The sequence below is a fragment of the Sediminicola arcticus genome (assembly GCF_040566695.1).
GTDB classification, from domain to species: domain Bacteria; phylum Bacteroidota; class Bacteroidia; order Flavobacteriales; family Flavobacteriaceae; genus Sediminicola; species Sediminicola arcticus.
On the sequence record NZ_JBEXAE010000005.1, the window covers coordinates 178,622 to 192,139 of the forward strand.

7 protein-coding genes are annotated in these 13,518 nt (G+C 38.3%); 5 read left to right on the plus strand and 2 right to left on the minus strand.

The annotated features are described in order from the left end of the window. Positions 1–133 precede the first annotated feature (133 nt). Together ABXZ36_RS11705 and ABXZ36_RS11710 are read right to left on the minus strand one after the other, a co-directional pair. Positions 134–1,747: a RagB/SusD family nutrient uptake outer membrane protein gene (locus tag ABXZ36_RS11705; protein ID WP_354615847.1), complete on the minus strand. Its 1,614-nt coding sequence runs from the start codon at positions 1,745–1,747 to the stop codon at positions 134–136. Between the two features lie 17 nt (positions 1,748–1,764). Then, on the minus strand, positions 1,765–4,890 hold the full coding sequence (locus ABXZ36_RS11710) for a SusC/RagA family TonB-linked outer membrane protein (RefSeq protein WP_354615849.1): 3,126 nt from the start codon (positions 4,888–4,890) through the stop codon (positions 1,765–1,767). Between the two features lie 385 nt (positions 4,891–5,275). Between ABXZ36_RS11710 and ABXZ36_RS11715 the strand changes: the two genes are divergently transcribed. The 5 genes from ABXZ36_RS11715 (at position 5,276) to ABXZ36_RS11735 (ending at position 13,434) form a co-directional block, all read left to right on the plus strand. Continuing rightward, positions 5,276–6,292, plus strand: a complete 1,017-nt coding sequence (locus ABXZ36_RS11715) for a LacI family DNA-binding transcriptional regulator (RefSeq protein WP_354615851.1) — start codon at positions 5,276–5,278, stop codon at positions 6,290–6,292. A 330-nt stretch (positions 6,293–6,622) separates the two neighbouring features. Next, complete coding sequence (gene pgmB, locus ABXZ36_RS11720; RefSeq protein WP_354615853.1) at positions 6,623–7,276, plus strand: beta-phosphoglucomutase; 654 nt, start codon at positions 6,623–6,625, stop codon at positions 7,274–7,276. A 1-nt stretch (position 7,277) separates the two neighbouring features. Further along, positions 7,278–9,593 (plus strand): glycoside hydrolase family 65 protein, encoded by a 2,316-nt coding sequence (locus tag ABXZ36_RS11725; protein WP_354615854.1) that lies wholly within the window; start codon positions 7,278–7,280, stop codon positions 9,591–9,593. A 46-nt stretch (positions 9,594–9,639) separates the two neighbouring features. After that, positions 9,640–11,478, plus strand: a complete 1,839-nt coding sequence (locus ABXZ36_RS11730; protein WP_354615856.1) for a glycoside hydrolase family 13 protein — start codon at positions 9,640–9,642, stop codon at positions 11,476–11,478. A gap of 72 nt (positions 11,479–11,550) precedes the next feature. Continuing rightward, positions 11,551–13,434: an alpha-amylase family protein gene (locus ABXZ36_RS11735; RefSeq protein WP_354615858.1), complete on the plus strand. Its 1,884-nt coding sequence runs from the start codon at positions 11,551–11,553 to the stop codon at positions 13,432–13,434. The last annotated feature ends 84 nt before the right edge of the window (positions 13,435–13,518 follow it).

A 13,518-nucleotide genomic window follows, 5' to 3' on the forward strand; every position in this document is an offset into this window, starting at 1 on the left:
GTGTTTTATTATTTGCGTTTTAAATCAATTTTGCACGATTGTTTAAGGAGGTATGAATCTGATTTAGATATCAGATATGAAAAAAAACCCTGACTAATTAGTCAGGGTTTTAAACTTTATATGTTATGTTGGATTAATATCCAGGATTCTGAACCAAATTAGGGTTCGCCAACAATTGTGCTGGAGGAATTGGGAATAAGTTACGTTCTGTATTGCCAATTTGAGCAGGTGCTTTAAATAACCAATCTCTATTGAATTGTCCAAAACGGATCAAATCATTTCGTCTCCAAACTTCTTGAAATAGTTCTCTACCTCTCTCATCCAAAAGCTGTGATTCTCCTACAGTTCCAAGTGGGCTAGCTTCTCTTAAAGAACGAAGGGCGTTTACCATTGTTGTGGGATCTTGACCACTTCTAAGCATGGCTTCAGCTTTCATTAAGTATGCGTCTGAATAACGAAATATGATTTCGTGACCAACAAATCCTCCACCATATCTTGGGTTGTATTTCATAACACGAACACCTGTGGTTTCATCGTTGTTGATAAAGCTAGTATTGCCTTGGCCATCTTTAAAATCTCTTTTAAAAGTCAATGGTGCACCAGCCCTATCGGCTAAAGGTGTTCCATTTAAAGCGTATTGTTGGCCAACTAGATATCCAAAACCAACGTTAGACGCATCTTCAAAACCACCATTATCCGTAGTTCCGGCAGCTCCTGTAAAAGGGGTACCAGCTAGAGGAACTCCTCCTCTACGTTCTTCTTGCCCGTCTAATGGATTCCCGTTAATATCAACTTCGTTTTTATCGGGGTTTCCTTCGTATAGGTCATAGTATTCTGCTAGGGTACTAAAACCATTCCATCCACCACCTGCAACAGACGTAGAGTTATAATGTAACCCGTTGAATATTCTGTTTCCTGTAGCCAAAGACGTCAAAGACCAAATGGTCTCGTTATCCGCTGCTGCTCGGAATAAGTCAAAAAATCCTGCCTGTAGCGCAAAACCATCTGCTGCTATCGCATCTACCAAAGATATTACTTGAGCCATATCTGCAGAATCTGGGCTAGTACCTAAATAAATATGCTTGTTCAACAGAACTTTAGCTTTTAAATGACGGGCTGCAGCCTTACTTGCTGTATTTAATGCATCGCCAGTTCCAGCGGCTGTAGTTGGTAAGTTTGCAATGGCCTGATCTAGGTCTGCAATTATAAAATCAACAGCAGCTTGTCCTGTTAAAACTACAGGTAAAGAAGATGAAGGTAAGGCTGTATCCCTAAATGGGATTTGGCCGTAGTTATCTAAGATAATCCACATGCTATAGGCTCTCAAAAAGCTAGCATCTCCAATGTTCGCTGGAGAAGGATTACTTCTGGAATCTAATATTTGTGAAGCGAACAATTGGTTGGCATTAAATTGATCCCAAACCGTGATAATAAAGGCGTGCTCACCATTCCATGTATGGTCATGAAGTACTCTCCATAAACCGTTATCACCCCAGTCAGTACCCCTTGTCGGAACAAGAGCTGCGTCTGTAGTTACTTCTTGGAGTGCAAAGAAATTTGCTTGATCTCCATATTGTCCACCAATACGGTTGTAAAGTTCACCTATGGTGGAATTTGTATCTGCCAACCCTTGGAAACCTTCACTGATGATAGAGTCGGTTTCTTCTATTTCTAGATTGGTACATGCTGTGAGTCCTACCACAGATGCTAATGTTAAAATGTATATTTTAAATTGCTTTCTTTTCATGATATTCAATTTTTTAATTAAAAGGATGCATTAAGCCCAAAGGTTATTGTTCTTGGATTTGGATACGCCGCCCAGTCAATTCCTCTAGTAGGTACACCAGAACCTAAATCACCTGTAGCCGAAGTAACTTCAGGATCAAGACCACTGTAATCTGTAATTAGAAATAAATTCTGTCCGGTTAAGGATAAACGTAATGTTTTAAATAACCCTTCACCTGTTAGAGGTACATTGTATCCTATAGAAGCATTTTGGAATCTTACGAAATCACCTTTTTCAAGAAATCTTGTTGAAACATCAGCTGAAGCTGATCCAGATTCCCCACTTGTAACAACATTTTGAGTTACGTTTCTACTGTTGCCAATAGAACCTCCAGTAAAGAATCCGTTAGCTGTGTTGTTGTATACAGAGAAGCCAAACTGACCTGAGAAATATGTTGAAGCATCCCAGTTTCCGCTTCTAAAGTTTAAGGATAAACCAGAAGTAACATCTGGTAAACCATCTTCGCCTACAAACTTCTTGTCAGCACTAGGATCACCTACTCCATTACCATCAATATCTTCGTATATAGGAAGTCCATTGCCGTCAAAGCCTTCAAAGACTGCCATATAGTAAGAGAACAGAGATCTACCAGACTCTAAACGTTGTGCGAAAGCACCAGTTAGACCTTGTCCGTTAATTGCACCTGTGTTCACGGCACTTTGAAAATCTTGCACCTCGTTTTGGTTGTAGGCTATGTTGAAGTTAGCAGAAAAGGTAGTATTTGCAGATTGAACAAAATCATAACCAACAGATAATTCAATACCTTGGTTTAAAATAGAGGCATCGACGTTACCAAACTGGAACGGATCTACTGCTGGTGCTGCTGGTGGAGTTCTAAGAAGAAGATCGCGTGTTTTGTTGCGATATACATCTAAACTACCTGAAAGCCTGTCATTGTTTAATCCAAAGTCTATACCTACGTTTAGGTTAAACGTTGTTTCCCATTTCAAATCAGGTACATCGGTTGCTACAATTGCCGTCCCATTTTGGTTTACTGCGTTATCGTTCTGAATTCCTAGTCCAGAGAAACGCTGTCTGGCAACAAAATTTCCATAACCTAAACCATCTTGGTTACCAACTTCTCCAGCACTCAAACGTAGTTTTAAGGTAGAGAATGCATCACCTACAAAATCTTCTTCGCTCATTTTCCAAGCAAAAGCCCCAGAAGGGAAGTATCCGTATTGATTAGCCGGACCAAATCGAGAGGAACCATCCGCCCTAATTGTACCTGTAAATAAATATTTATCGGAGATGGTATAGTTAAGACGTGCAAAGAATGACTGTAGTTCATCCGTAGAGTTAAATGTGTCAGCCGTCATTGCTGCTACCAATTGGGTGAAACCTTCACCAACATTCTCACCAGTTACAACATTTGGTTGTAGTCTGTTTACAATAAGACCGTTAGTGTTTGAACCATAGAAGTACTGTTGAAAAGAACCATCAATAAGACCCGCTGCACTATTTACAGTTTCCCTTAAATCGGATCCCATTTGGTTCAAATCTGTAGTGTTAAATGTTCTGGCAGCAGAATTCCTGCCGCTTGTTTGAAAATCTTGGAAGGAATAACCTACTAACACATCAAATTTAGAATCTCCAAAATCTTTAGCATAATTAAGGGTGGCTTCTAATAAGTTATTCTCTCTATTAAGAATATTGTACACCCCAAATCCCTGGCCTTCTATACCAGTGAAGTTTTCTACGTCACCAGAAATAACAGAAGTATTCTCTCCTTCTGATTTGTCATATCCTAAGTTCACCTTACCACTTAATTCAGAGGTAAATTTATAATCTACAGAGGCATTAATAAGAATTCTGTTAGTGAATGTTTCATTTTGAGTATACGCTAAGTAGTTAGCAGGTAAAATCTGTGTTCCCCCATCGGTAAAATTAGCATCTGTACTCCATGTTGGGTTGGCAGAATAACCAGCTCCAAGTATATCTCCACGGAAACCAGCGCCACCAGAAAGAGGGGCTGTTTCATCGTTTACTCTAGAAATACTTGTTTGAAGTCCTAAAGTTAATTTGTCATCCAAAAATCTTTGTGTAACATTCAACCTACCAGTTATACGTTCTAAGCTAGATTTCTCTACAACTCCAAACTGTTTGCCGTATCCAAAAGTAGCACGGATGTTACCACTTCCATAATTATTGGAGTATGATAAGTTTTGATTTTGAGAGGCAGCTGTTCTTGTCAAGAATTCTTGCCAATCCGTATCATTGCCAAAATCTACTGCAGAAGGGTCTCCTCCAAACTGTGAAACTGTACTTAAGTATTGTTCTCTATTTAATAAGTCATAACTATTTGCAGGAGTTGCAACACTTAAAGAGGAAGCAAATTCAAATTTCCCCCCTGCACTACCTTTACCACTTTTTGTGGTAATGATAACCACACCGTTTGCTCCTCTAGAACCATAAATAGCTGTAGCTGAAGCATCTTTAAGAATGCTTATGCTTTCAATATCTGAAGGGTTTAAGAAATTCAATGGATTTTTAACAGCGTTTCCTCCGCTTCCTGTATCACCACCTGGCGAAGTATTACCTCCTGCCAATGGCACACCGTCAACAACGAAAAGTGGACTGTTATCACCCCTTACGGAATTAGAGCCACGTATGTTTAACTGAATTCCTGCTCCAGGTTCTCCACTAGTCTGCTGAATGTTAACACCCGCAGTTTTACCTTGGATCAATTGTTCAGGAGAAGCAATAACACCGCCATTAAAATCTTCAGCACTTACTGAAGTTACGGCACCAGTAGCATCCTTTATTGTGGTAGTACCATATCCAATGATAACAACCTCATCCAATGCCTGTGCATCTTCTTCTAGTGTAACGCTGATGGACGACCTGCCATTAACAGAAACTTCCATCGGTTTAAATCCGATGTAGCTAAAAACTAATGTTGCACCATTTCCCACATTGTTCAATGTGTAATTACCATCAAAATCTGTTTGAGTACCATTAGTAGTTCCCTTCACCAATATACTAGCCCCAGGTAAAGGGCCGCTGGTATCAGAAACAGTACCTGATACCGTCTGAGCTTTTGCAAGTCCAAAGCATAAAAATGCCCCAACAAGCAAGAAGCTTTTTAGTAGCGTAATCTTCATAAATAAGTAATTTTAGTTTAGTTAATTCCAATTCAAGTTTAAACTTATGCAAAAAATTTGTTAAAATAACTAAGAATCTGGTATAGAATTTTACGAAAACGGTTTCGTGTTAATAACTTCCGTTAAATATCATACTCGTAAACTTAGCAGTTCCAGATTGCAATATTAATAATTTTTTTAATTCAAAGTTTGCTAGATCGCAAGTCTAAACAAATATAGGAAATTTTATTTAATCAAAAATTATGTTAAAATAGCTTTTTGGAATTCAACTATTTTTTAAATTAATCTTTGTGTTGTTAAATAAATCTATTTTTACCTATATGATTTTAATAATGATTATTTTTCACAAACAGCAATTTCTATTGCCTTAAAATATTGGTACACTTTGAAAAGAAAAATAACCCTCAAGCACATTGCCAGAGAATTGGAAGTATCCATATCTACTGTTTCTAAAGCGCTAAAGAATAGTGAAGAAATAAGTAAGGATACCAAAGAAAAGATTCAGGCTTTCGCAAAACTTTACAATTATAAGCCTAACAATATAGCTGTAAGCCTTAAGAACAAGCGTACTAAGAATATAGGGGTTATTATACCTAATATAGTTCATCATTTTTTTACAACTGTGGTACGTGGTATTGAAAAGTATGCTAATGAAAGGGGATATAACGTTATTGTATGTTTATCTGATGAATCCTTTGACAAAGAGGTTATTAATATGGAAATGTTAGCCAACGGAAGTATTGATGGTTTTATTATGTCATTATCTACAGAGACCCAAGCAAAAAAGGATTACAACCACATAAAGGAAGTAACTAGTCAGGGTATCCCGTTGGTCATGTTTGATAGGGTTACAGACGAAGTGGATTGTGATAAGGTGATCATTAATGATAAGGATAGTGCTTATAAGGCTGTGAAAAAGTTACTTGATAGTGGAAGGAGAAAAATTGCACTAATCAATACAGAAAATCTGAGTGTTAGCAATGCCAGAACCGAAGGATATTATAAAGCACTTAGAGAAGGAGGGATTTCCATAGATGAAAAATTGGTATTAACGCTGCCTCATGAAAGTATAGATGAGAAGGCTATTCAATATTTTTTTGATACTGTATCCATGGATGCTGTCCTTTGTGTGAATGAAATATTTGCCATTTATGGCATGCGTGTAGTGCAAAAAAAAGGATTAAAAATTCCAGAAGATATTTCATTTATAGGTTTTACGGACGGGCTCCTATCTAAATATGCCAATCCTAGTCTTAGTGCTATAGCCCAACACGGGGAAAACATGGGGGCTGTTGCTGCTCAAATGTTGATAGATAAGGTAGAAAATGAGGAAGATGATGAGGTATACCGAACCGAAATTATAGATTCTACCTTGATTGAAAGGGAGTCAACCGTTAATTAGATTGAAGAATCTAGAAAGTTGGACTAAAGAAAAGAACATTTTCAAACTTGTTGGTAATTAGCTTCTTAAAAATAGGGATCGTTGCGCTGGGTTCTCCTGGTTGTCAATACATAGCATAAATAAGTAGATTTTTTTTATATTTGTTTGGCTATAAATACCTCTCATTATTATTTATTGATAACAAATTTCTTCTAAAAATTGGAACTTCCAATTTTTAGTGTTTTTTTTATTTCCATGATTGTACAATTGAAAAAGGCTATGTAAAAGGTCGTTTTTTTAAATAGTATTCAATTATTTATCGGCCTAGTGCTATAACTTAATCTGTATAAAGTGATCAAAGGATTCATATTTGATTTGGATGGTGTCATTGTTGATACCGCAAAATACCATTATTTGGCATGGAAAAAGTTAGCCAATGAATTAGGTTTCCAATTTAATGAGGAACAGAATGAAGCATTCAAAGGAGTTAGTAGAAAAAGATGCTTGGAAATTTTATTGGATCTTGGGGGGGTTAAGGCCACCCAAGAACAGTTTGACCATTGGATGATAGAAAAAAATGAAGATTATTTAAGGTATATCGAGAAAATGGATGTATCTGAGATTCTCCCCGATGTTCCAAAGATTCTTGATTTTCTAAAAGCTAATCATATTCCTATGGCCTTGGGCTCTGCTAGTAAAAATGCAATTCCCATTTTGAGAAAGGTAGGCTTGCTTTCTTACTTTAAAGTGGTGGTAGATGGTAATAATGTAACCAAGGCAAAACCCGATCCGGAAGTATTTCTTTTGGCGGCAAAAGACATAGGTGTTGATCCAACAGATTGTGTGGTATTTGAGGATGCCTTAGCTGGCATACAGGCAGCCAACTCTGCAGGAATGACTAGCATAGGCATTGGAGACACTACAATACTGACGGATGCCCAATATAATTTTAATAATTTTACAGAAATAAGCACAGATTTTATTAAACAACTAACTACGATATAATATGAACCAAGATTATATAATACCAAATGTTTGGTCGATCATAGAAGAAGGATTCGATAAGGAGAAAGTAAAATCTTCCGAAAGTTTGTTCAGTATTGGAAATGGAGCCATGGGTCAACGAGCCAATTTTGAGGAGCAATATACGGGACATACTTTCCAAGGTAGCTATATTGCTGGGGTTTATTATCCAGATAAAACGCGTGTAGGATGGTGGAAAAATGGATATCCCGAATATTTTGCCAAGGTAATAAACGCTCCAAATTGGATTGGGATAGATGTAATGGTCAATGGTGTTGCCTTCGATTTGAACACATGTAAGAAGGTTGCCAACTATAAGAGGGAGCTAAACATGCAAGAAGGCTGGTATAAGCGTTCTTTTGTGGCTACTTTACCAAACGATCAGGAAATTGAGGTTAATGTAACCCGCTTTTTGAGTTTGGATATTGATGAGGTAGGAGCCATTAAGTACGACGTTAAAGCCCTCGGCGGGGATATGGACCTAACCTTTAGTCCGTATCTTGATAGTGGGATTACCAATGAAGACACCAACTGGGATGACAAATTCTGGAATACTACTAAAGTTTCTTCTCAAGGGCAGCAAGGCTTTATAGAGGCACATACTATGAAGACCAATTTTGCGACCTGTACTTTTATGGAGTCTAAACTGTTCCATAATGGGAAAGCAGTAGCTATAAACAGCGATGCCAAAACCGAAGAACATGAAGTGCGTTTTACGTATAAAATTTCCTTGAAAAATGGAGATTCGGCTACCTTACATAAATTTGGAGGGTATACGGTTTCGAGGAATCATGAAGCTTCTGACCTTGTCAATGCTGCAAAATTAGTTTTGAAAAAGGTGACTAACTTGGGCTATGAAACTCTCATGGATAAACAAAAGCAAGCTTGGGGAAAGATTTGGGAAATGAGCGACATTACCATTGAGGGGGATATTAAGGCCCAACAAGGTATTCGATTCAATATATTTCAATTGAACCAGACCTACTTAGGAAAGGATTCAAGATTAAATATAGGACCAAAAGGATTTACGGGAGAAAAATACGGGGGAAGTACCTATTGGGATACCGAAGCATATTGCATCCCATTTTATATGGCGACCAAAGATCAACGAGTTGCCAGGAGTTTGTTAAAATACAGGTATAATCATTTGGAAAAGGCTATAGAAAATGCCAAAAAGCTTGGTTTCTCTAATGGAGCGGCATTGTACCCAATGGTGACTATGAATGGGGAAGAATGTCATAACGAGTGGGAAATTACTTTTGAGGAAATCCATCGCAATGGGGCTATTGCATTTGCTATATATAATTATCTCAGATTTACGGGAGATTACTCTTATATCCCGGAAATGGGTCTGGAAGTACTCATTGGGATTTCTCGTTTTTGGCAGCAAAGAGCTACATTTTCAAAACAAAAAGACAAATTCGTCATTTTGGGGGTTACTGGACCCAACGAATATGAGAACAACGTAAATAACAACTGGTATACCAATTATCTTGCAAAATGGTGTATCAACTATACTTTGGAACAGATTGGAAAAGTGAAGGATGGATATTCAGATGATCACAAGAGAATCATAGGGATGACCAAATTAACGGATACTGAAATGGATTCTTGGAAGGCAGTGGCAGATAATATGTATTTCCCATTTTCTGAAGAGTTGGATATCTATTTGCAGCAAGACGGATTCCTGGATAAAGAGTTGATCACCGTTGCTAATTTGGATAGAACCCAACGTCCCATCAACCAAAAATGGAGCTGGGACCGTATTTTGAGATCTCCATATATCAAACAAGCAGACACACTACAAGGCTTCTATTTGTTCGAAGATCATTTTTCTCAGGAGCAACTAGAAAAGCATTTTGATTTCTACGAACCTTTTACCGTTCATGAGTCTTCCTTGTCACCATGTGTGCATAGCATACAGGCAGCAAAGCTGAATAGGATGGAACAGGCATATACTTTTTATCTTCGAACCTCTCGTTTAGATCTGGACGACTATAACAAGGAAGTAGAAGAAGGGTTGCACATTACGTCCATGGCGGGTACTTGGATGAGTATTGTAGAAGGCTTTGGGGGAATGCGTGTGGTAGACGATAAATTGTCCTTTACTCCTAGAATCCCAAAACAATGGAAGGCATATTCGTTCAAGGTAAACTTTAGAAATAGGATATTAAAGGTAAGGGTAACTGAAGAGGGAGGCAGTTTTGATTTGGAGGGAACGGACGAAATGTCCATACGGGTCAATGGAAAAAGATTGGTGCTTAAGGCCGGAGAAACGATATCTGCTTCCTCTGAATAGAATAAACAAGGAAGGATAATCCAGCGTTTTAAATAATCCAAGATGCATGAAAAAAGTTTTCTTTTTGATATGTTCTGTCTTGTCATGTGTTTCAGTTATGGGACAAGTAGATAGGGTAGAACCGCCATTTTGGTGGAGCGGCATGAAAAACCCTGCAGTGCAGGTCATGCTATATGGAAAGGAGATTGCAAAGTATGATCCTGATGTGAAGGGTTTGGATGTTGCCGATGTACACCGTACGGAGAATTTAAATTACTTATTTATTACGCTAAATATAGCTAGTGTAAAAGCGGGAATATTTGAGATCCGGCTTAAGGACGGGGATGATCTGGTACAGACGATTCCCTTTGAACTCAAGGAACGGAAGTCTAATTCAGCACATAGGAAGAGTTATGATTCTTCTGATTTGATCTATCTCTTGATGCCAGATCGTTTCGCCAATGGGAATCCGGCCATAGATTCACATCCCGATGTCATTGAAAACGTCAACAGGAAATTAGATGGAGGCCGTCACGGGGGCGATATTCAGGGTATTATTGATCATCTGAACTATATAGAGGAGTTGGGGGTAACTGCCATTTGGAGTACACCTTTGTGTGTGGATAATGACGAAAAATATTCTTACCATACCTACGCCCAGAGCGATGTATATAAGATCGACCCAAGGTTTGGGACCAATGAAGACTATAAGCGCTTGGCATCGGAACTTCATAAGAGGGAGATGAAACTGGTTTTTGATTACGTAACCAATCATTGGGGTCTTACCCATTGGATGATGAAAGATCTACCTACCTATGATTGGATCCATCAATTTCCTGGCTATGGTCAAACGAACTATAGAACAACCACGCAAATGGACCCCAATACGTCCCAATACGATTACAGATATTGTATGGATGGATGGTTTGTAAAGTCCATGCCCGATCTTAATCAAAAGAACCCCTTGGTATTGAACTATCTCACACAAAATGCCATTTGGTGGATTGAATATGCTAATTTGGATGGGTTTAGGGTAGACACCTATTCCTTTAACGATAAGGAAGCGATTGCTAAGTGGACCAAGGCCATAACCGATGAATATCCAAATTTCAACATCGCTGGGGAAGTCTGGATGCATGATCAGGCACAGATGGCCTATTGGCAAAAAGATAGCCAGGTGGGTGCTATTCAGGGGTATAACTCCAACTTGCCTACGGTAATGGATTTTACTCTGCATGATGCCATTATGGAAGTCTTTAGGGTTGAAAAACCTACATGGAACACCGGGATTATTCAGGTTTATGAGAATTTCGTAAACGACTTCCTTTATCCCAACATCAATAATATTCTGGTATTTGCAGAAAATCATGATACTCCTAGGATCAATGAGCTGTATCCTAATTTTGAGGATTACCAATTGGCCATGACCCTAATTGCAACCGTGAGGGGTATTCCCCAAATTTATTACGGTAGCGAGATAGGAATGAAGGGTGATAAGTATAGAGGCGATGGGGATATCCGCAGGGATTTTCCTGGAGGTTGGCAAAGTGATTCCTCTACTGCTTTTACTGCTGAAGGAAGAAACGAGACGCAAAACAGATATTTTAATTTTTCAAAAAAACTTTTCAATTGGCGCAAAAGTGCCAATGTGATTCATCAAGGACAAACCACTCATTACCTGCCTGAAGATGAGTTATATGTTTATTTTAGGTTTATGGAAGGGAAAGCGGTAATGGTAATCTTGAACAATAATAAGACATCAAAAGAGCTTTCATTGGATAGGTTTACCGAAAACTTGAAGGGTTTTCAACAAGGGAAAGATGTATTGACCGATGCGGTTATAAAATTAGGCCATAAATTGACTATTAGGCCCAAGAAAAGTATGATCCTTGAATTAGAGAAATAAGATCTAACATGTTGGAATTTCAACTTTAAAAGTAGAATTTGTTACCTTTTGTAAAATCTGACCTATCATCCTATGAAGAAATTGACATTTATTATCTTTAGTACAATAAGTGTATGCCTTTTAATATTGGGTTATGGACAAGAGAAAAAAGAAAAATTAGAAATGAAAAAGGCGAAAGAAGAACATAAAGAGGTGGTTTATCAAGTGTTTACCCGTTTGTTTGGAAATACAAATACCACTAACAAACCTTGGGGAACTTTAAAGGAAAACGGGGTGGGGAAATTTGCCGACTTTACCGATGTAGCCCTTAAAGAAATAAAGGATCTTGGTGTCACCCATATTTGGTATACAGGGATTCCACATCATGCCGTAATCAATGATTATACTGCTTATGGAATTTCCAATGATGATCCTGATGTGGTGAAAGGCAGAGCTGGTTCTCCCTATGCGGTAAAGGATTATTACAATGTGAATCCTGATTTGGCAACAGATCCCGCCAAGAGGTTGGAAGAGTTTAAGGAACTAGTGGAGCGAACCCATATAAATGGATTGAAAGTGATCATCGATATTGTTCCCAACCATGTTGCCAGACAATATGAAGGAAAAACCAATCCGGAAGGGATCGTAGATTTTGGTGCAGAGGACGATACTTCGGTAACCTATAAGCGAGACAATGATTTCTATTATAATCCAGGAAAACCATTTATAGTGCCCCATTGGGAGCATGGTTACTTGCCTTTAGGAGGAGAAAAATCAAAATTTATCGATGATAAATTTGATGAATTCCCTGCAAAATGGACCGGGAATGGAGCGCGCACTTCCCAGCCCGGATTCAATGATTGGTATGAGACGGTAAAAATTAATTATGGTATTACCCCAGATGGAGTGTACGAGTTTGATAGCCTACCTGAAGGGTATGATACAAAAGATTACAAGGTCCATTTCAAGTTTTGGAATAATAAGGATGTGCCCAATAGTTGGGAAAAATTTAGAGATATCGCCTTGTATTGGATCGATTTCGGGGTAGATGGTTTCCGATATGATATGGCTGAAATAGTCCCCGTAGAGTTCTGGAGCTTTATGAATTCATCCATTAAAATGAAGAATCCCGAGGCCTTCTTGATGGCAGAGGTTTACCGACCACACTTGTACAGGGATTATATCCATAAGGGTAAAATGGACTTTTTATATGATAAGGTGGGGTTGTATGATTCTTTGGTTCCAATAATTCAAGGGCATGGTTGGACAGATCAGATCAATACGGTACAACAGAGTATGTTGGATATAGAGCATCATATGTTGCACTTTTTGGAAAATCATGATGAACTCCGTCTACCAAGTCCTGAATTTGCAGGCAGTGCTGAAAATGGTAAGCCAGCAATGGTTGTATCCGCAACAATTAGTACCTCCCCTACGATGATCTATTTTGGACAAGAGGTTGGAGAGCCTGGGTTAGAAAATCCTGGATTTGGAAGCGTTGGTCGTACCTCTATTTTCGACTATATCGGGGTGCCCCATTTGCAACGATGGGTCAATAATAAAAAGTTTGATGGTGCCGCTTTAAAACCACAAGAAAAGGAATTAAGGGATTTTTACAAAAGACTTTTGAATTTTACCATCCAAAGCAGTGCTTTAATGGGTAACTACCAAGAGATACATTCTTTCAATAGGGAACATACAGAATGGTATAATCATCGCGTTTTTTCCTTTGCCAGATGGTCAGATACGGAAAAACTGATCATCGTCACCAATTTTGATGCCAATGGCACATATGGTTTTAGCCTTGGTCTACCGCACGATCTTATCAATAAATGGCAATTAAAAGACGGGGATTATTTGCTGACAGATCAGCTTTATGGTGAAGGCATAGCTATCCTTAAGGTGCAAAAAGGGAATGCTAAGATGCGTGTTGATTTAAAGCCTTTGCAGTCTTTCATATTTAAATTGGAGAATTAATAAGATTTTGGGGTTTATTTATCCTAGGGAATATGCCTTGTATCCAAATAAATAAAAACAAGAACTGGTGTAACCAATAATTAC

Coding starts and splice junctions, on each gene's coding strand:
- ABXZ36_RS11730 (WP_354615856.1), top strand. CDS start 9,640: ATGAAAAAAGTTTTCTTTTTGATATGTTCTGTCTTGTCATGTGTTTCA.
- ABXZ36_RS11725 (WP_354615854.1), top strand. CDS start 7,278: ATGAACCAAGATTATATAATACCAAATGTTTGGTCGATCATAGAAGAA.
- ABXZ36_RS11705 (WP_354615847.1), bottom strand. CDS start 1,747: ATGAAAAGAAAGCAATTTAAAATATACATTTTAACATTAGCATCTGTG.
- ABXZ36_RS11735 (WP_354615858.1), top strand. CDS start 11,551: ATGAAGAAATTGACATTTATTATCTTTAGTACAATAAGTGTATGCCTT.
- ABXZ36_RS11710 (WP_354615849.1), bottom strand. CDS start 4,890: ATGAAGATTACGCTACTAAAAAGCTTCTTGCTTGTTGGGGCATTTTTA.